This is a genomic window from Halobaculum sp. MBLA0143 (assembly GCF_041361465.1).
Taxonomy (GTDB): Archaea; Halobacteriota; Halobacteria; order Halobacteriales; family Haloferacaceae; genus JAHENP01.
This window is the reverse complement of record NZ_JBGKAC010000001.1, coordinates 1,795,420-1,818,481: the sequence shown is the minus strand read 5'-3', so window position 1 is coordinate 1,818,481 and position 23,062 is coordinate 1,795,420. Positions and strand designations below refer to the sequence as shown.

At 69.4% G+C, this 23,062-nt stretch carries 23 protein-coding genes; 13 read left to right on the top strand and 10 right to left on the bottom strand.

The annotated features are described in order from the left end of the window. Window positions 1-53: 53 nt before the first annotated feature. Window positions 54-986, bottom strand: coding sequence for an ABC transporter permease (locus RYH79_RS09335; protein ID WP_370900839.1), 933 nt, complete (start codon window positions 984-986; stop codon window positions 54-56). 55 nt (window positions 987-1,041) lie between these two features. Beyond that, entirely contained in the window at window positions 1,042-1,977 is a 936-nt protein-coding gene (locus RYH79_RS09330; RefSeq protein WP_370898432.1) for an ABC transporter permease subunit, read from the bottom strand. Window positions 1,978-2,073: 96 nt separating this feature from the next. Between RYH79_RS09330 and RYH79_RS09325 the strand changes: the two genes are divergently transcribed. Then, window positions 2,074-3,246, top strand: coding sequence for an ABC transporter permease (locus RYH79_RS09325; RefSeq protein WP_370898430.1), 1,173 nt, complete (start codon window positions 2,074-2,076; stop codon window positions 3,244-3,246). A 7-nt stretch (window positions 3,247-3,253) separates the two neighbouring features. Here the strand turns inward: RYH79_RS09325 and RYH79_RS09320 are convergent, their stop codons facing one another. Together RYH79_RS09320 and RYH79_RS09315 are read right to left on the bottom strand one after the other, a co-directional pair. Further along, the gene (locus RYH79_RS09320; protein ID WP_370898428.1) at window positions 3,254-4,210 is read right to left on the bottom strand and encodes an oxidoreductase; all 957 of its coding nucleotides are present in this window, start codon (window positions 4,208-4,210) and stop codon (window positions 3,254-3,256) included. Between the two features lie 109 nt (window positions 4,211-4,319). After that, window positions 4,320-4,835, bottom strand: a complete 516-nt coding sequence (locus RYH79_RS09315; protein WP_370898426.1) for a DUF8743 domain-containing protein — start codon at window positions 4,833-4,835, stop codon at window positions 4,320-4,322. A 159-nt stretch (window positions 4,836-4,994) separates the two neighbouring features. Between RYH79_RS09315 and RYH79_RS09310 the strand changes: the two genes are divergently transcribed. Beyond that, on the top strand, window positions 4,995-6,386 hold the full coding sequence (locus RYH79_RS09310) for a cryptochrome/photolyase family protein (RefSeq protein WP_370898424.1): 1,392 nt from the start codon (window positions 4,995-4,997) through the stop codon (window positions 6,384-6,386). Between the two features lie 110 nt (window positions 6,387-6,496). Beyond that, window positions 6,497-7,249: a YqjF family protein gene (locus RYH79_RS09305; RefSeq protein ID WP_370900837.1), complete on the top strand. Its 753-nt coding sequence runs from the start codon at window positions 6,497-6,499 to the stop codon at window positions 7,247-7,249. A gap of 9 nt (window positions 7,250-7,258) precedes the next feature. Here the strand turns inward: RYH79_RS09305 and RYH79_RS09300 are convergent, their stop codons facing one another. After that, window positions 7,259-7,741 carry a hypothetical protein gene (locus tag RYH79_RS09300; protein ID WP_370898421.1) on the bottom strand — a complete coding sequence of 161 codons (483 nt, stop codon included), beginning with the start codon at window positions 7,739-7,741 and terminating at the stop codon, window positions 7,259-7,261. A gap of 70 nt (window positions 7,742-7,811) precedes the next feature. Here RYH79_RS09300 and RYH79_RS09295 point away from each other — a divergent pair, with 70 nt between their 5' ends. Both RYH79_RS09295 and RYH79_RS09290 read left to right on the top strand, forming a co-directional pair. Beyond that, complete coding sequence (locus RYH79_RS09295; protein WP_370898419.1) at window positions 7,812-8,105, top strand: hypothetical protein; 294 nt, start codon at window positions 7,812-7,814, stop codon at window positions 8,103-8,105. A gap of 85 nt (window positions 8,106-8,190) precedes the next feature. Then, complete coding sequence (locus RYH79_RS09290) at window positions 8,191-9,219, top strand: ZIP family metal transporter (RefSeq protein WP_370898417.1); 1,029 nt, start codon at window positions 8,191-8,193, stop codon at window positions 9,217-9,219. Here RYH79_RS09290 and RYH79_RS09285 read toward each other — a convergent pair. Both RYH79_RS09285 and RYH79_RS09280 read right to left on the bottom strand, forming a co-directional pair. Beyond that, window positions 9,199-9,795, bottom strand: a complete 597-nt coding sequence (locus RYH79_RS09285; RefSeq protein ID WP_370898415.1) for a GNAT family N-acetyltransferase — start codon at window positions 9,793-9,795, stop codon at window positions 9,199-9,201. The genes RYH79_RS09290 and RYH79_RS09285 overlap by 21 nt on opposite strands. 69 nt (window positions 9,796-9,864) lie before the next feature. Beyond that, on the bottom strand, window positions 9,865-10,473 hold the full coding sequence (locus RYH79_RS09280) for a DUF6149 family protein (RefSeq protein ID WP_370898413.1): 609 nt from the start codon (window positions 10,471-10,473) through the stop codon (window positions 9,865-9,867). A gap of 250 nt (window positions 10,474-10,723) precedes the next feature. On the opposite strand from RYH79_RS09280, the gene RYH79_RS09275 reads away from it, so the two are divergent. From RYH79_RS09275 to RYH79_RS09265, 3 genes are all read left to right on the top strand, one after another. After that, window positions 10,724-11,968 (top strand): NAD(P)/FAD-dependent oxidoreductase, encoded by a 1,245-nt coding sequence (locus RYH79_RS09275; protein WP_370898411.1) that lies wholly within the window; start codon window positions 10,724-10,726, stop codon window positions 11,966-11,968. A 205-nt stretch (window positions 11,969-12,173) separates the two neighbouring features. Beyond that, window positions 12,174-12,419 carry a hypothetical protein gene (locus RYH79_RS09270; protein ID WP_370898409.1) on the top strand — a complete coding sequence of 82 codons (246 nt, stop codon included), beginning with the start codon at window positions 12,174-12,176 and terminating at the stop codon, window positions 12,417-12,419. A gap of 40 nt (window positions 12,420-12,459) precedes the next feature. Continuing rightward, the gene (locus RYH79_RS09265; RefSeq protein ID WP_370898407.1) at window positions 12,460-12,876 is read left to right on the top strand and encodes a DUF7124 domain-containing protein; all 417 of its coding nucleotides are present in this window, start codon (window positions 12,460-12,462) and stop codon (window positions 12,874-12,876) included. Here the strand turns inward: RYH79_RS09265 and RYH79_RS09260 are convergent. Continuing rightward, the gene (locus tag RYH79_RS09260) at window positions 12,873-13,160 is read right to left on the bottom strand and encodes a transcriptional regulator (RefSeq protein ID WP_370898405.1); all 288 of its coding nucleotides are present in this window, start codon (window positions 13,158-13,160) and stop codon (window positions 12,873-12,875) included. The genes RYH79_RS09265 and RYH79_RS09260 overlap by 4 nt on opposite strands. A gap of 4 nt (window positions 13,161-13,164) precedes the next feature. Further along, window positions 13,165-15,933 carry an alanine--tRNA ligase gene (gene alaS / locus RYH79_RS09255; RefSeq protein ID WP_370898403.1) on the bottom strand — a complete coding sequence of 923 codons (2,769 nt, stop codon included), beginning with the start codon at window positions 15,931-15,933 and terminating at the stop codon, window positions 13,165-13,167. A gap of 130 nt (window positions 15,934-16,063) precedes the next feature. Between alaS and RYH79_RS09250 the strand changes: the two genes are divergently transcribed. Both RYH79_RS09250 and RYH79_RS09245 read left to right on the top strand, forming a co-directional pair. Continuing rightward, window positions 16,064-18,820 (top strand): GAF domain-containing protein, encoded by a 2,757-nt coding sequence (locus RYH79_RS09250; RefSeq protein ID WP_370898400.1) that lies wholly within the window; start codon window positions 16,064-16,066, stop codon window positions 18,818-18,820. A 100-nt stretch (window positions 18,821-18,920) separates the two neighbouring features. Then, a complete protein-coding gene (locus RYH79_RS09245) occupies window positions 18,921-19,643 on the top strand; it encodes an HAD family hydrolase (RefSeq protein WP_370898398.1) in 723 nt (240 codons plus the stop codon). A 46-nt stretch (window positions 19,644-19,689) separates the two neighbouring features. On the opposite strand, the gene RYH79_RS09240 is transcribed toward RYH79_RS09245, so the two are convergent. Then, window positions 19,690-21,399 carry a pentapeptide repeat-containing protein gene (locus RYH79_RS09240; RefSeq protein ID WP_370898396.1) on the bottom strand — a complete coding sequence of 570 codons (1,710 nt, stop codon included), beginning with the start codon at window positions 21,397-21,399 and terminating at the stop codon, window positions 19,690-19,692. 125 nt (window positions 21,400-21,524) lie between these two features. On the opposite strand from RYH79_RS09240, the gene RYH79_RS09235 reads away from it, so the two are divergent. From RYH79_RS09235 to RYH79_RS09225, 3 genes are all read left to right on the top strand, one after another. Beyond that, complete coding sequence (locus RYH79_RS09235; protein WP_370898394.1) at window positions 21,525-21,719, top strand: DUF7557 family protein; 195 nt, start codon at window positions 21,525-21,527, stop codon at window positions 21,717-21,719. Further along, window positions 21,716-22,114, top strand: a complete 399-nt coding sequence (locus RYH79_RS09230; protein WP_370898392.1) for a PIN domain-containing protein — start codon at window positions 21,716-21,718, stop codon at window positions 22,112-22,114. The genes RYH79_RS09235 and RYH79_RS09230 overlap by 4 nt, the downstream gene beginning before the upstream one ends. Before the next feature lie 356 nt (window positions 22,115-22,470). Then, entirely contained in the window at window positions 22,471-23,034 is a 564-nt protein-coding gene (locus tag RYH79_RS09225) for a hypothetical protein (protein WP_370898390.1), read from the top strand. The last annotated feature ends 28 nt before the right edge of the window (window positions 23,035-23,062 follow it).

The following is a 23,062-nucleotide window of genomic DNA, read 5'->3' as shown; positions in this document are numbered from 1 at the left end:
TAGCGCCCGAGGAGCGACACAGCGCCCGAGGAGCGAGCCAGCCTTCCACCCTGTCAGCGTCGCACCCGGGGGTCGAACGCCGTCCGCAGCAGTTCGACGGCGAGCGTCCCGGCGACGCCGACGGCGACGGTGCCGACGAGCGCGACCGCGCTCACCGTCGGATCCCCGGCCGCGAACGCCTCGAACACGAGCGTCCCGAGTCCGGGCACGTCGAGCTGGTACTCCACGACGACGGTCGCCAACAACATGACGCCCAGCGACTCGCCGACGACGAGCGAGGCCGCCGAGGGCCACGCCGTCCGGAAGACGTGCGCCGCCACCCGCCACCGCCCGGCGCCTTTGGCCTGTGCGGTCTTCACGAACGGGAGCCGGAGGTGCTCGACCGTCTCGCTGCGGACGTGTCGCACCTGGACGCCCAACAGCGACAGGCCGACGATGGCGCCGGGCACCTGGAGCCGGAGGAGGTTCCGAGTGTGCCACAGCCCCAGATCCGGGTCGTACAGCCGAATCACCTCGAACGACGCCGTGGCGTAGAGGAACGCGACGTTCGCCAGGAGGAACGCCGGCACCGCCAGTCCGACCACGCCGGTGGCCGAGACGACCCGGGCGAGCAGCCCGTCGCGGTCGACCGCGGCGTACGTCGTCAGCAGGGTGCCGACGAGCACCGCGACGGTCACGCTCGGCAGGAGGTAGACGGCGGTCACGGGCAGCCGACGCGCGAACAACGCGGCCACCGGCTCGCCGAAGTGGGCCGACTGGCCCCACTGGAGCCCGACGATGGCCGTCAGCCAGTCGACGTACATCGCCGGGAGACTCCCGCCCGCTCCCTCCAGTGTCGCCAGGCCCATCTCCACCTTGCTGAAGCCGACGAGCCGTGTCGGCGGGAGGCTGGCCAACAGGAGGAAACACCCGGTCAGAACGGTCCACAGGACGGCGGTCGCCCAGCCGAGTCGCCGGGCAACCGGGAGGAGCGTCGTTCGGTCCATAGTCACGGACGGCGGTCGGACGCCACCCACGTCAAGCTTGTCACACGAACTCGTGTCACCTGTCCACCCGAGGGTCGTACACGGCCCGCAGCAGTTCGATCGCGAGCGTCCCGGCGACGCCGACGACGACGATTCCGACGAGCGCGACCGCGCTCACCATCGGGTCGCCGGCCACGAACCCGAGGAAGACGAGCCGACCGGCGCCGGGGAACTCCAACACCGTCTCCACGGCGACGGTCGCCAGCAACAGGACGCCCAGCGACTCGCCGACGACGAGCGAGGCCGCCGAGGGCCACGCCGTCCGGAAGACGTGTGCCGCCACGCGCCGCCTGCCTGCCCCCTTCGCCTCTGCAGTCTTCACGAACGTCTCGTGCAGTCGCTCCGCCGTCTCGCTGCGGACGTGTCGCACCTGGACGCCCAGCAGCGACAGACCGACGATGGCACCCGGCACTTGGAGCCGACGGAGGTTCCGAGCGTGCCACAGCCCCAGATCCGGGTCGTACACCTGGAGCCAGCCGAGTGTGTCCGCCATCGTGGCGAACAGGACGGCAGCCGGGAGAAACGCCGGCACGGTCAGGCCGACCACGCCGCTCCCGGACAGGAGCCGTGCGAGCAGGCCGTCCGGCTCGACGGCGGCGTACGTCGTCAGGAGGGTGCCGACGAGCACCGCGGCGACGGCGCCCGGGAGGACGTACACGGCGGTGACAGGGATCCGACGGGCGTACAGCGACCGCACGCTCGTCTCGAAGTAGACGGACTGGCCCCACTGGAGCGTCGCCACCGCCGTGAGCCAGTCGACGTACGCCGAGACCGGGCCACCGGAGACCGTGTCGACGGCCACGAACCCCATCTCCACCTCGGTGAAGTACACCATCCGGGTGTCCGGCACGGCCGCCACCACGAGGAACGCGGCCGTCAACACGACCCAGCAGACGGCTGCCGCCCAGCCGAGCCGGGCGAGCACGGGCCGGAGCGGGAGACCGTCGGACACACACGTGTCTCGGTAGCGTGAGCCACGTCAAAGTTACTCAAACGCCGTTTGCAGCCACCGCCACGTTGATGCCGCCTCCGCCACCGAACACGGAGGATGGCCGACCCGGTCGAGACGTTGGATCTGGAGTTCGACGACGCGCCGAGTCGCCGCCCGGGAGTGGCGGTCGTGGTCGCGCTCGCGGGTACCCTCGCGGTCGCGGCTACGGTCGCCTACTACTACGGCGTGACCCCGCCAGACACCCCGATCTTCGGCTACGAGCCGACGCCGTTGGACTGGCTGTGGCTGGCGGCGACCTGGGTCGTGACGGTGTTCACGCTCGCGCCGGTCGTCCGGAACCCCGCCGGAGCCTGGCGGCTGCTGTCGCGGCTCCGCCGTCACCCCGTCGGCGCCGTCGGAGGCGTCGTCACGCTGGCGGTCGTCGTCACTGGCACCGTCGGCCCGGTGTTGCTGCCGGAGCAGGACGTGGACTTGTTGATCAGGAACCAACCCCCGTTGTTCACGAGCGTGTCGGCGGACCTGTTGGTGTCGTGTGTCGCCGGGGCCGTCGGCGACCGGTGCTGGGGGTCGCTCCAGTACCCGCTCGGGACGACGGAACGCGGTGTAGGGGTCACCCGGTCGATCGTCGCCGGCGCTCGGGCGTTCGTGAAGGTGAGCCTCACCGGGGTGGCGCTCGCGGCGCCGCTCGGGACGCTCGTCGGCGTCGTCTCGGGGTACGCCGGCGGCACGACCGACCGGGTGCTCTCGGGGATCGCGGAGTCGGTGAAGACGATTCCGGCGTTGCTCGTGTTCCTCGCCTGGCGGTGGCTGGAGGGGAGCGGGACGCCGTTCATGCTCGTCGTCTGTTTCGGGCTGTTCTCCTGGGGGACCGTCGCGGGCGTGGTCCGCGAGCGGACGCTGTCCGAGGCGTCGAAAGACTACGTCAGGGGTGCCGAACTGGCGGGTGCCTCCCGGCTGACCGTCATTCGACGACACCTCTTGCCGAACGTCGCTCGCGCGGCTGCGAGCACGTCGCTGGCCCGGGTTCCGATCTTCCTCACCGTGGAGGCGACGCTGGCGTTCCTGGAGTTCGGCGCTCCCGCCTCACCCATCCTGTCGATGCCGCCGTCGTACCAGTCGTGGGGCGAGACGATCGGCGGCGAGCTTCCGATGCTCCAGTTGTACTGGTGGCGGGTCGTGTTGCCGGCGGCCGCGTTGCTGGGGACCACCGCTGCGGTCACGGTGTTCGCCGACGCGCTCCAACGGATTCTCGACCCGCGCGGGGAGTAGCCGCCGGTCAGGCCGGCGTCACCGCTGTCTCGAACTCGTAGTCGACGCCGGTGTCTGCGACGGACCGCTCCCACAGCCGTCGGGCGTCCGCCTCGTCGTACGACGCCGAACTGGACTCCTGGATCTCCGGGTAGCCCCGCATCTCCGCGAAGCCGTCCGGGCCGACGTAGGCGCCGCCGTGCGCCTCGCCGACGGCCGCGTACAGCATCGGCAGGGCCCCCTGCTGGGCGCTCTGTCCGAGCACTCGGTTCGCGAGCCCCATCACCGTCTCCGCGAACGGGAACCCGCTCTCGGCGCCGGTGCGGAGCTGGAGGTTCGTCGCCGCGTACCCCGGGTGACACGCCACACTCTCGACCGGCAGCCCGTGATCGTCCAGCCGACGGTCGAGCTCGTACGCGAACAGGAGGTTCGCCAGCTTGCTCCGGCCGTACGCCTCCCACTTCGAGTACGACTCCTCCCAGTGGAGATCGTCGAAGTCCATCTCTCCCATCTCGTGGGCCCCGGACGACTGCGTGACGATCCGTGCGGGCTCCGAGCGACTGCCGGCGGCGACCAGCGCCGGCAGGAGCTGGCCCGTCAGCGCGAAGTGGCCCATGTGGTTGACGCCCAACTGCGTCTCGAAGCCGTCCGTCGTCTCGCTCCGCGGAATCGCCATCACGCCGGCATTGTTGCACAACACGTCGATCTCGGGGTACGTCTCCCGGACTCCCTCCGCGAACGCCGCGACCGTGTCCAGGTCTGCCAGGTCACACTCGCGTACGTCCAACTCGCCGTCGTCGGTCGTCTCCCGAACCTCGTCGGCGGCCTGCTGTCCCCGGTCCGTGCTGCGACAGGCCATCACGACCGTCGCGCCGCGGGCCGCGAACAGTTCCGTCGCCGCGAGCCCCAAGCCGCTGTTGGCGCCCGTCACCACGATCACGTCGTCGTCCACTCGGGGTACGTCGTCCGCCGTCCAGTCTGCCATACGTTCGATTCGGGCGGCAACGCAAAGAGACCGTCGTCGGCCGGCGGACGAGACACACGGCGCCGTGTGGGTCGACGGGACGCACGGCGTCGCGTGGGTCGATATGATCTCACGGCGTCGTGTTGGCGGCCGACGCCAACTCCGACAGCGTCTCGGCCGCTCGCAGCTCCGCGACGCTCGTGTACCACGCCCCTCGAACGCCGTTGCGGTCGTTGACGACGGGGTCGGCGAGCGGCTGGAGCTCGCCCAGGTGGAAGACGGTCACGCGCCGTTCGTCGGAGAACGGCTCGATCAGTTCCGCCCAGTCCGTCTCGGACAAGACCGGCCCGTCCGTGGTCGCGTCGGTGTCGCCGTCGGCGGCGGGAGCGTCGGCGGCGTCCTCGACGGTCCGAGACTCGACGGAGGCGATGTGAGTGATCGCCGACGTGGGAGCGGTACGGTAGAACGCCATCCAGTCGAACGGCTTCTTGCTCCGCGGGTACGACCGCGGACAGGGGTAGAACCCGCCCCGACAACGGTCGAACGTCTCGGTCTGTGTCGCCACCGTGCAGACGCGGTCGTCCGCCGGCGCCGACTCAGTCTCCGCCGCCCGCCCGAACGTGCCCAGATCGGCGTTGCCCGACATCGACCGCCGTACGGGCGGGGTATGCTTCAACCCACGGACGGCGACCGTCGTTGCTGGGCGTGGGTACAGGTCGCCCTGCGACCGAAGACCGGGCGGCGTCCAGTCCGCCCGACGGCCGCCGACCGAAGCGGTGAACCGTCTCCCGCTCCAGGCACTGCCATGCAGGTATTCTGGCACCGACGCGACCTCCGGATTCCGGACAACAAGGGGTTGAGTATCGCCGCCCGCGACGGGACGGTCGTCCCGGTGTTCGTCGTCGACCGAGAGATCCTCGGCGACGTGGGGCGACGGCAACGAGCGTTCTTCCTGGAGTGTGTGCGGGAACTGCGGGAACGCTACCGCTCCGTCGGCAGCGACCTGATCGTCCGCTCGGGGAACCCGGCGGAGATCCTGCCGACGGTCGCCGAAGGGCTCGGCGCCGACCGTGTCGTCTGGAACGACCACTACCGCGCGGCCCGCCGCGAGCGGGCCGACGCCGTCCGCGACGCCCTCGCCGGCGCCGGGATCGACCACGACTCCCGGACGGATCTGGTGTTGGTGTCGCCCGAGCGACTCGACGACCGTTACCCGACCCACGGCGCGTTCCACTCCGACTGGGAGCAACAGGCGAAGCCGTCCCCGTTCGACCCGGACACGGACGCGTTCGCCACGCTGTCGGAGGAGACGACGATTCCGAGCGTCGACACGGAGATCGAACTCCCGCCGGCGGGCTACGAGGCGGCCCGCGAGCGGTTCGACGACTTCCTGGACCAGGGGATCTACAGCTACAACGACCGCAGAGACGACATGCCCGCGGCGGTAGAGAACCCGGCCACGAGCGTCTCCCGGATGTCGCCGTACCTCTCGGCGGGCGCAATCGGCGTCCGAGAACTGTGGGCCGACGCCTCCGACACCTACGACGCCGTCCACGGCAGCGACCGCAAGAACGTGGACAAGTACCGCTACGAGCTCTCCTGGCGGGAACACATGTACCACCTCCTCTACTACGAGCCGAACCTGGACTCGGTCAACTACAAGTCGTTCCCCAACGAGATCCAGTGGCGGACGGGCGAGGACGCCCAGGCGGACTTCGAGGCGTGGGCAGCCGGCGAGACCGGCTACCCGTTCGTCGACGCCGGGATGCGCCAACTCGAACGCGAGGGGTACATCCACAACCGGCCACGGCAGTTGGTCGCGTCGCTGCTCACCAAACACCTCCTGATCGACTGGCGGCTGGGGGCCGACTACTTCCGGCGGAAGCTCGTCGACCACGACCCGGCGTCGAACGCCGGCTCCTGGCAGTGGATCGCCTCCACGGGAACGGACTCCGTCGACGTGCGGATCTTCGACCCGGTCTCGCAGATGGGGAAGTACGACGAGGGCGCAGACTACGTCACGGAGTACGTCCCGGAGCTGTCGGGCGTCTCGCCGCGGAAGATAATCGACTGGCCGACGCTGTCCCGGAGCGAGCGAGAAGAGCTCGCGCCGGAGTACCACCACCCCATCGTCGACCGTAACCACGGCTGGGACCGCGCCGAACGAGTGTTCGAGGAGGCGCTGGGCAAGCGTTGATCGCGGTCGGACCTCTGAGCGTGGCGACTCCGGACTGACTCCCGGCGTGTGGCGACTCCGGGCGACTTTAGCCCGTGGCGCCCCGAGCGGAGACGATGCTGTCGCTCCACATGGGCTGGGAACACGTCCTGTTCGCCAGCTGGCCGGTCGACCCCGAACTCGTCGAGCCCAAACTGCCGGACGGGTTGACGGCCGACACGTACGACGGCGACGCCTACCTCTCCGTGGTGCCGTTCACGAACGTCGACGTGCGGCCGGAGTGGCTACCGGCGGGCGTCGGGCTCCCGTTGCCGGAGCTGAACCTCCGGACGTACGTCCGGCTGTCCGACGCGGCCGCCGCCGGCGTGACGGACGGTGACGCCGTCGGCGGGACCCCGACGGACCCGGACGCGGGAGTGTACTTCTTCAGTCTGGACGCGGAGGGGTTGGCGGGCGTCGCCGGCGCCCGGCTGTTCCACGGGCTGCCGTACTACCTCGCGAAAATCGACCTCCAGGAGACGGACGACGGCGTCCGGTTCGAGTCGCGCCGCCGACACCCCGGCGCGCGGGCGACGGCGTTCGCCGCCCGCTACGGCCCGACCGGCGAGGAGTTCACCGCCGAGTCCGGCTCACTCGACTCCTTCCTCACGGACCGGGCGCGGTACTTCGCGGAGACGAGCGACGGGGACCTCCGGTACGCGACCGTCTCCCACGAGCGTTGGCCGTTGTACGAGGCGGACGCGGAGTTCTACCGCAACGACCTGTTCGCCGCCAACGGCTTTCGGGAGCCGACGGGAGAGCCGTCGCTGTTGTACAGTCCTCGGGTGACGACCAGGGCGTCCGAGAGCAAGTCCGTGGCGGAGCTCGCGGCGTCCACGCAGTAGTTCCGCGACTCAGCCCGTCGACGTGTCCGTGTCGCCGTCGGTGTCGATCACGGCGACGTTGATCGGCCCGCTCGCCTCCTCCGTCTCCCCGATGGCGACGATGACGTTCGTGTTGTCCGTGTCGGCCACCTCGACCGTCTCTTCGGACTCTCTGACGCCCTGCACGGCCGAGTCCTCGTCGAGTGTGATCGAGACGGTGTAGCTCCCCGTCGTGGTGAACACGTCGTCGTACCGCACTGCACCGGACTCCGTCTCCGTCTCGGCCCCGTCTTCGGAGACGAGGTCGAACGTCTCCTCCAGCACGGTCTCGTCGTTCGGATCGGTGACGGTGATCGTCCCGGAGATTGGCTCGCCGGCGTTGTTGACGACGTTGACGTCTTCGAAGATGCTGGACACGGCCGAGTTCAGGATGCCGGAACACCCGGCCAGTGCTGCGACTGTGGCTGTCGACGCGCCGGCGAGGAACCGCCGACGGCTGCGTTCTCTGGACACGAACTTCTGTGGAGTCGTGGGTAGTATAAAGGCCACTCCCAGTCTCACAGACTGAGCGTCGGGGGGCCTGGTGGCAGTCGGCACCCGTCTCGTCTCGGAGACGGAGCACGGGCGTAGCTTCACCAGGCTGGCGGTCGTAACGACGGGCGTGCAACTCGACTTCTCGAAGCTGAAACGCGACCCGGAGTACAGCGAGATTCGACTGCGGTACGCAACGCCCGACGGGACGGTGACGGTGGAAGGGCTCGGCCGTGCGACGACGCTGGAGCACGACCGGCCGGTCGTCCAGGTGGTCCAGCGCGACGACACGACGTACACGGTTCCGCACGACCGTGTCGTGGAGATCGTCTCCGTCGATCTGTGACGAGACCGCCCGGTCCCGCCGGCAGCGCGACGCCACCGCCCGATCTCGCCGACAGGACTATCGGGACGGGCGGTGTCGTCGAAGCGTGATCGAAGAGCTGTTCGTCGATCTCGTCGGGGAGAACACGGTGGTCCAGGGGTTCGTCGCCGGCCTCGTGATCGCGGGGTTCAATCTCCTCGGGGCGACGGTGGTGTTGGCCTGGCGCAACCCGACCGAGAAGTGGCTGGACGCCGCGCTCGGCTTCGCTGCCGGTGTCATGCTGTCGGCCAGCTTCACGAGTCTCCTCCTCCCGGGGATCGAGTTCGCCGCCCGACCGGAGTACACTCCCGTCCGAATCGGGGGGGTCGCGCTCGTCGGGATCGTCCCGGTGTTGATCGGGTTCGGGCTCGGAGTCGCGTTGCTGGACCGGGGGCAAAACTGGATTCACTACGCCGGCCCGGTCGTCGGCAACCGATTGTTCCGGCGCAACGGCGGGGTGGAAGACACCGTCCCTCCGCGGGACGACGTCCACCGCGAACGGATCGACCCGCGACGGTTCGGCGACCACCTCCGGATCGGCGACGACTCGCCGGCAGACGGCGACGACTCGCCGACCCCGGACGCGTCCAACGAGACGAGCGTCGCCGGCGAGAGTGACGGCTCCGAGGAGGGTGGGCTCGTCGACGAGCGGCTGACGGGCGTGCTCCTGTTCACCGTGGCGATCACGCTCCACAACATGCCGGAGGGGTTGGCGGTCGGGGTCGGGTTCGGCAGCGGCGACGTGTCCGGCGGGATCGCGTTGATGATCGCCATCGGGCTCCAGAACGTCCCGGAGGGGTTGGCGGTGTCTGTCGCCGCGGTCAACGCCGGCCTCGCGCGGCGGTGGTACGCCGCCGTCGCCGGGATCAGGGCGGGGCTCGTCGAGGTGCCGTTGGCGGTGGTCGGCGCTTGGGCGGTGTCGGTCGCAGCGCCGTTGCTCCCGTACGCGATGGGGTTTGCGGCCGGCGGGATGCTGTACGTCATCGGCGACGAGATCGTCCCGGAGACCCACTCGCGGGGGTACGAACGGGTCGCCACGCTCGGCCTGCTCGCCGGTGCCGCGGTGATGTTGACCCTAGACGTCGTCTTGGGCTGACGCCTCGCGCCACGAGCGCGGACGGTCGGCCCACCAGTCCTCGCGGAGCAGGCCGTAGTGGACCGTGTCGACGTACTCGCCGTCGACGAACCGGTCGCGTCGGGTGCGGCCCTCCTCTTCGAACCCCAGCGACTCCAGGAGTCCGCGAGAGGCGTCGTTGAACCCGTAGGCGACCGCGCCGACGGCGGGGTGGTCCACCGTCCGGAACACGTGATCGACGAGCAGGCCGACGGCCGCCTTCCCGTACCCTCGCCCGTGGTGTTCCGGGACGAGCCAGTAGCCCAGCTCCGGTCGGCGCCAGTCGGCGTCGGAGACGGAGACGGCACCGACCCGAGTGACCGCGTCCGGCTCCGGCGGTGGGTCGCCGTCGTCGCCCAGACAGACGACGTAACGGTCGGACCGCTCGCCGTCTTCTACCTCCGTCTCCACCTCGTGGGCGGCGCGCACCCGGCTGCCGAGCGGGTACCGCAGCGCCGGCCGGGCGTTACACTGCTGGAGAAACTGCGCGTCTGTGGGCTCTACCGTCCGGAGACCGACACCCGTCTCCGGGTCGTGGGTGAGGCGGCTGCCTGGCACGCTTCGCGTGGGTGGCCGGAACGCGAAGTAGTTTCTGTTCGCGTGACAGGTGTCCCCGAGCGCCGGGGGTCAGTCGGCGCTGGCCTCGTCGTCCGTTCCGTCCGCGGAGACGCCGGGTGCCCGGGACACGTCCACGTCGTCGGGCTCGGTGGCGCTGCCCTGCTGGAGGTCGCCGTCTTCGTCTTCGACGTACACGTCGTCGGCGAAGCCGGCCACGGCGTTCTCGAAGACGCCGTCGTCCAACGCCTCCGGCGTCGCGGGTGCGTCGGCGACTCCGTCGGCGGGGCGGAACTCCCCGAGTGGGTCGTCGATGGTGATCCCGTACTCCCGGAAGAACGACTCGTACCGGCGGTAGTGCGCCTCCAGCTCGTCGGCCGGGATCTCCATCATCGACGCCCAGCCGTGTTCGAAGAAGTCGAAGTTGGCCTGGAGGTGAGTGATCTCGCGTGCCTCGGCCTCCGGGTAGCCGGCGTCCAAGGCGGCGACGTAGGTGTCCATCGTCGCGTCGAAGAAGTCGTCCAGGTGATCGCGGCGTTCCTCGCGGCGCGACTCCGGCGCCTTCTCTGCGAACACCCGGGTGTGGAGGTCGACCAGCTTGTCGTTCACGACACCGCCGAGCACCGGTGTCGTCAGCGCGCGCTTGGCGGCCCAGTGACGGACGTTCTGACGGAGCTTCATCGAGTCGAAGTCGGTGCCGGACAGACTTGAAGGGAGTGTTGTTCTCTGACGCGGCAGCGGGGCGCCGCGGGAGTGTTGTTCTCTGACGCGGCAACGGGGCGCCGCGTCGGTGTCGTCCCGTCCCGCGGCCACCGCCGCCACACCCGAAGTCTCTCCTCTCGGGGGGTTTGGCCCCGTGTCCCGTGTGAGGCGTTGACGGTGAAATGTCCGAACAGCAATCCACTTTACCCCCGAACACGAACCCGCGGTCATGACGGAGTCGTTCGTGATCGTCGGTGACGGAATCGCCGGGAGTTCTGCGGCCGAGACCCTCCGCGAGGAGGCCACGGACGCCGACATCACGGTGCTCACCGACGAGGGCGAGGCGTTGTACAACCGCATCCTGATCAAAGAGTACGCCAAGGGGAAACTCCCGGAGGCGCCCATCTCGATCCACGACGAGGACTGGTACGCCGACCGCGACATCGACCTCGAGCTGGACACGTACGTGACAGAGGTACGACCGGACGACGGCGAGGTGGAGACCCACGGCGGCGAGGTGTACGAGTTCGACAAGCTGTTGTTGGCCGTCGGCGGGACCCCCAACCAACTGCCGGTGGACAACTCCGACGCGGACGGCGTCCACCACTTCTGGACGTTCCAGGACGCGCGCAGGATCAACGAGTCCGCCAGCCAGGCGGACGAGGGCGTGATCGTCGGCGCGGGGCTGCTGGGGATCGACCTCGCGGCCGTCTGCGGCGCTCAGGGGGTCGAGGGGAAGTACCTCATGCGGGGCGACTGCTGGTGGCGGTACGCGCTCTCGGAGGAGGGCGCAGAGATCATGCACGACGCGATGCGGGACAAGGGTGTCGAGCCGGTGTTCCAGTCCGGCGTCGACCACTTCGAGACGGACGAGGACGGCAACGTCACGGCTGCGGTCGACCCGAACGGGGACCGCTACGAGTGTGACTTCGCTGGCGTCGCCATCGGCCTGGACCGCAACACGGAGCTGTTGGAGAGCCTCGACGTGGAGATCGACGGCGGGATCGTCACGGACGAGTACATGCAGACCTCCCACCCGGACGTGTTCGCGGCCGGCGACATCACGCAGTTCCACGACGTGATCCTGGGCGAACAGGCCCAGAACGGTGCCTGGGGCTCCGCGAAGGAACAGGGTGCGATCGCCGCCAAGAACATGCTGGACCACGGCACCGAACAGTTCGAGTGGGTCACCTCCTACTCCATCACCCACTTCGACTTCCCGTTCCTCTCGTTCGGCCACCCGACGCTGGGCGACGACCACGTCGAACGGAAGTACTCCGACACGGAGTGGCGGCGGCTCGCGATCAAGGACGGCCGGATCGTCGGCGGTGTCCTGATCGGCGACCTCGCTCCCCAGTCCGGTTACAAGGAGCTGATGCGCGAGCGCGTCGACGTCACGGGCCAGGAGGAGGCGCTGCTGCGTGAGGAGTTCTCCGCGGACGACGTGAAGACGGAACAGGCCGTCGAGAACTGACGCGAACGCCGGAGACGGTCCCTCTCACTTCTGTCGCTCGTCGCCGACGAGTGCCGTCGCCACGCCGACGGACAGCCGTTCGAGCTCGACACCGTGGGCTCGAGTTCACCGGCGACACGGCCCGGCCGCGCGGCCGGCGGCGTGTGGCCCCCGGCCGTCCGTCGTCGGGAAAAGACTGAAGTAGTACCTTGGTGTATGATAGCGTGTGACAGACGACGGCCCCAAGCTGACGGTGCGAGGAGTGACGGCGGTGGCCGAGGACGCGACGGTGCGGCACGTAGATCAGCTGTCTCCGTCGGCACGCCGTGGCCTCCAGGCGCTGACGATCGGCGAGACGCGCGCAGTCGCCGGGTTGGAACCCGGCGAGATCGTGGTCGCTCACTCCTACTTCCGGGTCGTCCAGGCGGAGACGGCGGCAGACGAACGAGAGACGAGCCGGGTCCAGGTGTAGGACCGACACCGTTTTCGGCGACTCGCGCCGACCGTGGGACATGAACGGCGACCGTTCTTCGGACATGACGCTCGCGTTCGAGCTGGAAGCGCTGAAGTCGCTGGCGGACCCGAACGCGGTGTTCAACGACGCGCGACAGTGGACGGAGTACGTCGGCGTGGTGTCGGAGAAGCCGACGTACGTCGTCACGAACTTCACCCGGAAACACCGCATCCGGCAGGACTTCTTCTCGGGCCCACGCGGCGTCTCGGAGTCGTTGGACAACGTCAGCGACCAGTTCGACACGGACCGGCACGTCTTCCTCGGCACGACCGACGACGACCGGGAGGTGGCGGAGGGGATCGGCTGGGAGTACGTCGACGTCGAGACGGCCGCGGAGGCGGCCGGCTGGGAGCAGGCGGTCGGCGGTGACACGGGCGACCCGTTCGAGGAAGACGAGCGCGACGACTGGCCCTAGTCGCGGTCGATCCGGAACCGGGCGGACGCGAGGTTGCCGCTCCGGCAGTCCGGACACTGCGACGGGTCGTTGATCGGGTCGTCGAAGTCGTCGAAGCCGCAGTCTCGACACTCCGGCGGGGCGACGAGGAACTGTTCGCCGTCGCCGACCGACCGGGCGACGTGTCGGAGGTGGTCGAACACGACGGACTCCGGTAGCTCCTCTGCCGCCGCGAGCTGGCCGGCCGTCGCCGGCGCCTCCCGGAGCCGGTCGGCGAGCCGTTGGCGTGTGGTGGCGTCCGTCACGGGCTCAGGCGTCGACGACCCGCGCCAACACGTCCGGCGCGTCGTCTAAGGCGTCGTCCAGCGCCGATACGTCCGGCCCACCGCCCTGGGCGAAGTCCGGCGGGCCGCCGCCGCCGCCGCCGACTCGGCGGGCCAACTGTGACACCACCTCGCCGGCGTCGACGCCGACCGTCTCGGGCACGCCGACGACGAACGTCGCGGAGTCGTCGGCGCCGGAGCCGAGGACCGCGACCGTCCCCTCCTCCACGAGGGCGTTGGCGGTCGCTCGGAGCTCGTCCGTGTCGGTGTCGACCCGCCGGACGACGGCCTCGACCCCGCCCACGTCGACGGTGTCGCCGGTCGCGGCGGCGCGTGCCTCCGCCAGTTCCTCCTGCAGCCGGTCGATCTCCTTGCCGCGTTCCTTCCACTCGCCGAAGAAACGACGTGCGGTCTCGGGCACGTCCTGCGGGTCGACGTCCAACGCCTCGGCGGCCTCGTACAGCGCGTTCTCCTCGCGGTGGGTCGCCTCGATCGCCGCCTCGCCGGCCGCGAACACGAGCCGTTCGACGCCGTCCTGGACGGGCTCCGTCGACAGCAGCTTGATCGTCCCGATGTTGCCGGTCCGGGCGACGTGGGTCCCGCCACACGCCTGAACGTCCGGTCCCACTTCGATCACGCGGATCTCCTCGCCCGGCGGGATCCCACCCTGGTAGAGGTCGAAGCCGTACTCCGCTTCCGCCTCGTTGCGTCCCGGCCACGACTGTGTGACGGGGACGTTCTCCCGGACGAGCTCGTTGGCGACGCGCTCGATCTCCTCGACCTCCTCACGAGAGATCCGGGCGTAGTGGGTCACGTCCAGCCGCGAGGAGTCGAGTCCCTTCTGGGCGCCGGCCTGACGGACGTGATCACCGAGCACCTGGCGGGCGGCGTGGCCGACGACGTGGGTCGCGGTGTGGTGTCGCATCAGCCGACGACGGCGGTCGACGTCGATCTGGCCACGGACGAAGTCACCCTTCCCCGGATCGCCGTCCGTGCGGTGGAGTACGACCCCGTCGTGGATCTGGACGTCCGTCACCTCTACCGTGTTCTCGTCCGTCGAGAGGGTCCCGTGGTCGGCCGGCTGGCCGCCGCCCTCCGGGTAGAACATCGTCTGGTCTAAGACGACGTCGTAGCCTCCGTCGTCGCCCCGCTCGAACACGTCCAGGACGACCGCCTCGAACTCCGTCCGTTCCTGGTCGTCGTAGTACAGCCGATCCGTCTCCGGGAGGTCGACCACCCGGTCGTCCGTCTCCGCGGCCGTCTCGTCGCCGTCGGCCGTGTCGTGGCGCTCGGCGACGAGCCCGTAGAAGTCGTCCGGCACGTCCACGTCTGCCCCCTCCGTGTCGGCGATCTCGACGACCGTGTCCGGTTGAATGCCGTGTGAGTCGTACAGCTCGATCAGCTCCTCCGTCGGCACCGGCTCGTCGGCGTCGGCGTACTCCTCGGCGAGCTGACGGACTCGTCGACGGCCCCGCTCCAGCGTCTCGCGGTACTTCCGCACCTCCGTCCGCACCACGTCACGGATCAGGTCGCGGTTCTCGTACCCGAGCCGCTCGGCCTCCATGTCGACGAGCTCGTCCAACGGAGCGTCCACGCCGACCCGGTCGACGAGCCGTTTCGTCCGGCGCAGCACCATCCGTGCGAGGTAGCCGGTGCCGACGTTCGACGGGACGATCTCGTCGCCGAACATGTACGCCAGGGTGCGACAGTGGTCGGCGACGGCGTAGATGTCCTCCAACGGCTCCAACAGCGTCGTCAGTCGGTCGGCGTCGACGCCCAGCTCGTCTGCCACCTCCCGGCGAGCGGCCGCGAAGTCCTCTACGTCGTCGATGTCCAGCTTGCCGGCGAGCCGGGAGGCTCGGGCCACGAGCCGTCGTTCCTCCTCGGTGTGTTCGATCCCGGCGGCGTCTCGCAGGAACTCGATGGTCTCCGGGTACACCGCCTCGTAGACGGTCGGGGTGCCCTGGCTCATCCAGGTCCACCGTTCGAGCCCGTAGCCGGTGTCGATCACCCGGCGGTCCATCCGGCTGTACCGGTTGCCGTCTTTCATCTCGAACTCCCCGTCTGGGTCCCGCTCCATCGACATGAAGACGAGCGTCGCCAGCTCTGCCCCGCGGTAGATCACCTCGAACGCCGGGCCGGCGTTGCCGCCGCCGACCCACGGGTCTTCGATGAACGTCAGCTCCTCCAAGTCGACGCCGAACCGTTCGAAGAACCCCTCACAGAACTCCACACACTCGTCTTTCCAGTACACCTCACCCTCGTAGGCGTAGTCCGTCCCCTCGTCGGCGTTGAACGCGTGGTGGCCCATCATCTCGAACGCCATCGTGTGGCGCCCGGTCCGGCCGACGTTGTCGATGTCGCCCATCCGGATACACGGCTGGGAGACGGCCAGGGGGTTGCCCGGCGGCGGCGACGCCCCGCTCGTGACGTGTGGCTGGAAGTCGTAGATGGACGCCTGTGTCAGGAGCACGTCGTCGCGCCACCGGTTGGCCGCGACCGGGTACGGGTCGACCCGTTCGTGGTCGTGTTCCTCGAAGTACGAGAGGAACTCCTCCCGCATCTCGCTCAGGCTGTACTCGCGGTCGAGACCGGGGTCGTCGATGAAGCTGTACTCCTCACACGGCGGCTCCCCACACAGCTCGCGGTCGCCGTCACGGGTCCAGAAGTGGGTCCCACAGGAAGAACACTCCATCCGGTGGAAGCCCTCCGCCTCGAAGTAGTCCAGTCGGTAGGCTTCGGTGAGATCACTCATTCGTGCCTGTTTGGTCCGGCTCTCCGCAAAAGGGTTCCGGGAGTTGTCGCCGGCCCAACCCGCAGAGGCCGGCCGTCTCGCCAGTTTTTTGTGAAGTCGTGTCGCTACTACGAGTAGTGCTGACCAGGACATGGGCCCGGAACTGACGTTGACGTTGCTCGTCGTCGGCGACGACGAGACGGCGAGGCGACTCGCCGGCTCCGACGGGTTCTCGGTCGACAGCACGGACCGCGACACGCTCTCGACGACAGTCGGCCCGGCGTACGACGTGGTCGTGCTCGTCGGCGCACCGTTGTTGGACGGGACGGCGCTGTCGGCCGTCCGTGCGGCCGGGGTTCCGGTCGTCGCGTACGCGACGGAGCCGCCGACGGCCGCCTGGCTGTCCGGGTTCGTTCGCCGGACCGACGGCGACGACGCCGTCCACCTCGCGGACGAGATTCGCCACGCGGCAGAGGGGCAGACCAGACTCCAACTCCGCGAACGCCGCCGTCAGTTGGCGAGGCTCCACGACGGGACGACGGAGCTAGCGGCCGTCCGGTCGACGGCAGAGCTGTACGATCGGTGCCTGGAGGTCGCAGCCGAAGTGGTCAGGTTCGACCACGCAGTGGTCCTGCTCCGGGAGGGAGACCGCCTCCAGACGGTCGCCAGCACGGAGGGTGACTGGGCGCCGGAGTCGGAGTCGACGGACAGCCTCGCGGGCGCGACCCTCGCGGCCGGCGCTCCGCGCCTCGTCGACGACGTTCGTACAGACGAGCGAGCGACCACTCACGGGACGGAGACGGTCTCCGTGCTGTCCGTCCCGATCGGCGACGACGGCGTGCTCCAGTTGGGCGCGACGGAGCCGAACGCCTTCACCGCGCCGGACGTGGAGATCGCTCAGCTGCTGGCGGCTCACGTCGAAGAGACGCGCGAACGGCTGTCGGCGGAGGCGGACGCCCGGAGTCGTCGAGAGCGGATCACTGCCCTCCACCGCGCCGCGACGGACCTGATCGACGCCGAGACGCCCGACGAACTGTACGACCGGACGGTCGAGATCGCGGCGGACGTGCTCCGGTTCGACGGCTGTGCGCTCGTCGAGGCGACGCCCGCCGGGTTCCGCGTGCTCGCGGACGCCGCCGACATCGGCGCCCCCGGCGAGATCGTCCGTGGCCACGGCGACAGCGTGATGGAGGCGACGTACACCAGCGGGGAGTCGATCGTCGTCGACGACGTGACCGACGACGACCGGGCGACACCGAGCGACGACAGCTACCGGTCGGGCGTGAGTGTCCCGTTCGGCGAGAACGGGGTGTTCCAGGCGGTGTCGGCCGCGCCGAACGCCTACGACGAGACGGATCTCGAACTGGCGGAGCTCCTGGTGTCGTACGCGACGACGACGCTGGAGCGGATCGAGTCCGAGCAGGCGCTCCGGGAGTCCCGCGAGACGACCGAACGACTCCACGAGGCGGCGACCCGCGTCGCCGCCGCCGACGACGAGTCGGAGGTGATCGAGCGGGCGATGGCGGCCGCCAAGGACGTGTTGGCGTTCGACCTCTCGTCGATCGACCTCGTCTCCGAGGACGGCCGGCGGCTGATTCCGGCCGCCATCTCCGACGAGACGGTCCAGTCCGAGCCCCGCAGCGTCGACGACGAGAACCTGGCGAGCAAGACGTACCGCACGGGGGAGGTGATCGTCGTCGACGACCTGGCGGCCGAGTCGGACGCCGACCCGACGAAACAGGAGTACCGCGCGGCGATCAGCCTCCCGCTCGGCGACGTCGGCGTGTTCCAGGCCGTGTCGACGGAGACGGCCGCCTTCGACTCCGACGACGTCGAGCGGGCGGAGCTGTTGATGGCACACGTCGCCGTCTCTCTGGAGCGCGTCCGAGCGGAGGCCGGGCTCCGGGACGAACGCGACCGGCTGTCGGCGTTGTTCGAGAACATTCCGGACGCCGTCGTCTCCTTCGAGATGACGGCCGACGGCCCCATCGTCGGCCAGGTGAACGAGGCGTTCGAGGAGACGTTCGGCTACGACGAGTCGGCCCTCGTCGGCGAGAACTTAGACGAGTACCTCGTCCCGGAGGCGGAGACGGAGGTCGAACGCGACACCAGTCGACTGAACGAACGACTCCGGGCCGGCGAGAACGTCCGCCACGAGGGGCGTCGGCAGACGGCCGACGGGCTCCGGGACTTCCTGATGTACGTCGTCCCGTTGGAGCTGGGGACGGAGAACGTCGCGGGCTACGCCATCTACTCCGACATCACAGAGCGGAAGGAACGCGAACGGGAGCTCCGCCACCAGAACGAACGGCTCGACGAGTTCGCCTCCGTCGTCAGCCACGACCTCCGCAACCCCATCTCCATCGCCGACGGCTGGCTCGACATGGCCCGCAAGACGGGCGACCCGGACCACTTCGACCGGGTGCAGGAGGCGATCGACCGGATGGAGGCGCTCGTCGAGGATCTGCTCACGCTCGCCCGGGAAGGCGAGGTCGTCGGCGACGCGGCGCCCGTCGAACTGGCGGCCGTCGCGGAGTCGGCCTGGGGGCACGTCGACACCGCCAACGCCACGCTCGACACCGGCGACACCGACGGGCTGACGGTCGAAGCGGACGCCGACCGGCTGTCGGAGCTGTTCGAGAACCTCTACCGCAACGCCGTCGAACACGGTGGGCCGGACGTGGCCGTCCGGGTCGCCCGGACGGAGTCGGGGTTCGTCGTCGCCGACGACGGTCCCGGGGTGCCGGAAGAAGAGCGCGACGAGGTGTTCGACGCCGGCGTCACCCACAGCGAGGACGGCACCGGGTTCGGGCTGCCCATCGTCCGCCGAATCGCCGAGGCTCACGGCTGGAGTGTCGACCTCGACGAGTCGTCGGCCGGCGGCGCGGCGTTCCACTTCGAGACCTGAGTGGGACCGTCGCACGTCGGCACGGTCACACCCCGAGACAGTCACACCCCCAGACACGGTCCGGGGGTTTACCCACACGGACCGTCTACTCGTCGTTCCGATGGGCCCAGAGGAGTACGACGTGTGGCTGTTCGACCTGGACGGGACGGTCGTCGACGCGGAGTGGGCGTACACGCGGGCCGTCTTCGACCGCACCGGCGACCGACTCGACTACGAGTTCACCGACCGCCAGGCCGAGGACCTCTGGCACGGGCTGACGCGAACCCGGAACGAACACCTCCGGGAGTGGGGGATCGACCCGGAGCGCTTCTGGGAGGTGTTCCACGACGCGGAGGACCCCCAGGCCCGCGCCGCGGCGTCGTACGTCTACGACGACGCCGCCCGACTGATCCGTCGACTCCGCGAGGCCAACGTGCCGGTGGGTGTCGTCACCCACTGCGCCGCGTTCCTGGCGTACCCCGTCGTCGAGACGCTGGAGATCGACGAGTGGTTCGACGCCTTCCTCTCGTGTGACCGGGAGACGGGGTACAAGCCCGACCCCGCGCCCGTCCGCCAGGTGCTCTCGGAGCTGGGATTCGAGGGTGACGTCGACGGCGTGCTGCTCGGCGACGGCCAGAGCGACGTGGGCGCCGCCTGGAACGCCGGCTTGGACGCCGTCCACGTCGAACGGCACGGGCACGCCCGCCGCGGGCGCTGTGTGCGGGCGGACTACCGAGTCCCGGACTTCTCGGAGCTGTCGGGCGTCGCCGCCCCCAGCCCGCCGGAGTACACTGCGGCGAGTGAGGCGAGAGAGCCGACCGACGCGGTGTCTGGGCCGGACTGAGCCGGGACAGTGTAGTCGGCGTCACCCGCGGTCGTCGAACGGGAGCTCAGAGGCGACGACGGACGGTCGCCCGACACGCGGCGAGTCGATCGCGAGCGAACGAGGAGAGGTGTCGCCGCGAGAGCCACCCGTCTGCGGCGGCCGCCTCGCGGCGCCGGGCCCGACGTTCACTCGTCGCCAGTCGACGCGCCGCCTCCTCGGAGCCGGCCGCACGGCACGCCGCAGCGAGGTCGGCGTAGGCGTCGGCCAGCTCCCCCCACGCCGCGGCTGTGGGCTGTTCCACGACCCCGCCGGCGGTCGTCGTGTCGTCGACCGTAACGCCCGAGAGATCCGTGCCGGCGAGATTCGCGCCGTCGAGTGCGACCCCAGACAGGTCACACCCGGAGAGATCTGTGTCCCGGAGATCAGTCTCGGAGAGGTCGGCACCGGACAACGCCGTCGTCGAGAGATCCAGGTCGGAGAGATCCGTTCTCGTGAGGGTCGCCTCCGAGAGGTCGGCTCCGTGGAGTGTCGCTCCCGAGAGGGTGGCGCGTTGGAGGACGACCCCCGAGAGATCCGTCTCTGAGAGATCCGCGCCGGACAGATCCACCCCAGCGAGTTCCGCGCCGCGGAAACTCACCCCCGAGCGGTCCGTCTCGGAGAGATCCGCACCGGAGAGGTCGGTCGCCGCGAAGGCTGTCTCGCGGAGGCTGGCCCCCTGGAGGTTCGTCCCCGAGAGGTCGGTGTCGCCGAGTGCCGCGCCAGCGAGATCCGCGCCCGGGAGCTCCACCAGCGAGAGGTTCGCGCGTTGGAGTCGCGCGTCCGAGAGGTCGGCGCGTCGGAGATCCGCCTCCACGAGATCTGCGTCCCGGAGGTCCGCCCCCGACAGGTCGACAGTCTGGGGGTTCGGGTTCGGGTACTCGACGGCCAGCCCGGCGACGTACCGGCCCTCGCCGACCGTCGCTCGCGACAGGTCGGCCCCGCGGAGAGTCGCCCCCGCGAGTGTCGTCCGGAACAGCTTCGCCTCGGTGAGGGTCGCGTCCGACAGGTCGGCTCTCGAGAGATCGGCCGACTGGAGGTCCACGTTCGACATACTCGCCCCAGTGAGTGTCAGAGGTGAGGGGTCGCCGTTCTGGCGGCTCGTGTCGTCACTGGCGCGACTGGTGTCGCTCCTGTCGGTGTCGCTCCTGTCGGTGTCGTCTCCGTCGGTGTCGTCTCCGTCGGTGTCGCTCTGGCTGGCCCCGCTCCGAGCGGTCTCCGCCTCGGAGAAGTCGGCGGCGAGAAGCGCTGCCTCCGAGAGGTCGGCGTTCACGAACGTCGCCCGCGAGAAGTCGGCAGACTGGAGATTCGCGCCCGCGAGGGTCGTGTCCGCGAGTGTCGCCCCCGACAGGTCGGCGCTCCGGAGATTCGCGTCGGCGAGGTCGACGTTCGTCAGCGTCGCCCCCGAGAAGTCGGCGTCTCGGAGCGACGCGCCGCGGAGGTCCAGGGGGCCGTCGACCGCGACGCCGGCGAGCACCGCGCCGTCGAGTGTCGGAGCGTGATCCGTCTCGGGCGACGTGGCTGCGCGACTGTCCCGCAGTCGGTCGGCGGTCTTCCGGCTCGTCTCGTCGGGGCGGGCGTGCCACACGCAGCGGTCGGTGTCCGGCAGCGACGCGCGAATGCAGGTCGTCTGGCCGTGGCTGGCGCCCGGCTGGAGGAGCCAGTAGTCGTCGTAGTCGAACGACGGACAGTCTGCGGGCCACTCGTAGCCGCAGCGTCCTGCTGGCGCTCCGTCCACGGCGGTGGGTTCGGCGTTGAGACGGATAAAACGACTACCGGCTGGTGTGGCTGGCGTGGCGTTTGGTCCGCGGTGCAACGATTACCACCGAAAGGTGATTGTTGGTGCAAGCGGATCGTACACCCGTGAGCACGATTCAGGTCTCGGAGGACACGAAGCAGTCACTCGAACTGTTGAAAGAGGACGGCGAGACGTTCGACGAGTTGCTGACTCGTCTGATGGAAGTCGAAGAGCCGATCAACGTCGGCGCGTGGAGCGAGGAGGAGGCAGACCGCGTCCGCGAGTCGATCCAGCGTTCTCGGGAGAGTTTCGAACGGTGACGTTCCTCGACACGTCGGTCATCGTCGACATGATCGAAGACGTTCCAGAGGTGGTTCGCTACGTGGAGGACCGTGGACAGCCGTACTTCACTTCAGTGATATGCGTCTTCGAGGTGGTGAACGGGCGGGTCGGCGGCGGGGAGACGGATGTCGTCGGGGTTCGACAGGAGTTCGACGGCGTTCGAGCGATCGACTGCGACGAGCGGATCGCTCTGGAGGCGGGGCGGATTCAGGACCGACTGATGAGTGCCGGCGAACGGATGGCACCACGGGATCTGATCGTCGCTGCGACTGCGCGATCCACGGGGGACGAACTCGTCGTCACGGACGACGACTTCGAGACGACGGTTCTCGCGGAACTACTGAATCTGACGAGTCTGAGTAAAGCACGGTGAGCCGTCGGGTCAGAACCGCCCGCTGCTGTGGAACACGAACACCAGTGAGACGAGTAGCAGTGTCCCGCCGAGGGCAGTTGCCGACGGCGACAACGGTGGCCCCTGGCGCACGCCACGCCACCCGGCGACGGATTGGGGCTTCTCGATTGCTCGCTCGTCGCGGACTGTCTTCGGCCTGTTCGTTTCAAACTATCAATAACTCTATGTTCACGAATTGTCACTAGTTCAACGCCGCCGTAACATTTAGTACCCGCACTCTCCACACATCGAACTACGACGCTGTGGTGGGCGCCGTGAAAAACGGCAGGGCGCTGGAACGCCCTCCCATCGCAGTGTCGTGCGGTCCATCACACGACATGTGTTCGAACGCTTCACCGTCAGTAAAACCTGACGGCACGACGGACGCAGCGACGCTCGCGGCAGACTACGAGGAGTTTCTACTGGACATCGACGAACAGCCGCTGCCGGGCTACCGCGCGGACGAACTGCGCGCCCGGGTCGAGGCGGTGCGCGGCTCGCTCGCGGGCGAGGGGGTCGCCGGCGCGGGCCAGCTCCAGCGGCTGTTGTCCGTGGTGACGGAGGCGCTGGCAGACGTGCGGGGCGCGGCGGTCGTCGCGGAGCCCGATGGGCGGGATCTGTCCGCGGCGGTGCCCGGCGCGGGCGACACCGGCGCGGCCTACGAGGTCACGGCCGCGGAGCAGGAGGAGATCACGGGCGTGTTGATCGAACTGCTGTTCACCGTCGTCGAGACGCCGACGCAGGCGGATCGACGGCGGGTGAGTGGCGGCGAGAGCCACGACGGCGACAGCGGTCGCAACGGCGACGATAGCGAGACTCGCGCCAGCGACGGCGACGCAGACGCCTCGAACGCCGACACAGGCCGCAGCTTCGAAGCGGCGGGGTACGCCGGGCCGGAGTGACGCGTAGCGGCGGGCGCCGGGGGCGCTG

Bases quoted from the DNA above. Each gene is read 5' to 3' on its own strand.
- RYH79_RS09335 (WP_370900839.1), bottom strand. From the start codon at position 986: ATGGACCGAACGACGCTCCTCCCGGTTGCCCGGCGACTCGGCTGGGCG.
- RYH79_RS09280 (WP_370898413.1), bottom strand. From the start codon at position 10,473: ATGAAGCTCCGTCAGAACGTCCGTCACTGGGCCGCCAAGCGCGCGCTG.
- RYH79_RS09265 (WP_370898407.1), top strand. From the start codon at position 12,460: ATGAACGGCGACCGTTCTTCGGACATGACGCTCGCGTTCGAGCTGGAA.
- RYH79_RS09315 (WP_370898426.1), bottom strand. From the start codon at position 4,835: ATGTCGGGCAACGCCGATCTGGGCACGTTCGGGCGGGCGGCGGAGACT.
- RYH79_RS09225 (WP_370898390.1), top strand. From the start codon at position 22,471: ATGTGTTCGAACGCTTCACCGTCAGTAAAACCTGACGGCACGACGGAC.
- RYH79_RS09250 (WP_370898400.1), top strand. From the start codon at position 16,064: ATGGGCCCGGAACTGACGTTGACGTTGCTCGTCGTCGGCGACGACGAG.
- RYH79_RS09310 (WP_370898424.1), top strand. From the start codon at position 4,995: ATGCAGGTATTCTGGCACCGACGCGACCTCCGGATTCCGGACAACAAG.
- RYH79_RS09325 (WP_370898430.1), top strand. From the start codon at position 2,074: ATGGCCGACCCGGTCGAGACGTTGGATCTGGAGTTCGACGACGCGCCG.
- RYH79_RS09305 (WP_370900837.1), top strand. From the start codon at position 6,497: ATGGGCTGGGAACACGTCCTGTTCGCCAGCTGGCCGGTCGACCCCGAA.
- RYH79_RS09320 (WP_370898428.1), bottom strand. From the start codon at position 4,210: ATGGCAGACTGGACGGCGGACGACGTACCCCGAGTGGACGACGACGTG.
- alaS (WP_370898403.1), bottom strand. From the start codon at position 15,933: ATGAGTGATCTCACCGAAGCCTACCGACTGGACTACTTCGAGGCGGAG.
- RYH79_RS09245 (WP_370898398.1), top strand. From the start codon at position 18,921: ATGGGCCCAGAGGAGTACGACGTGTGGCTGTTCGACCTGGACGGGACG.
- RYH79_RS09275 (WP_370898411.1), top strand. From the start codon at position 10,724: ATGACGGAGTCGTTCGTGATCGTCGGTGACGGAATCGCCGGGAGTTCT.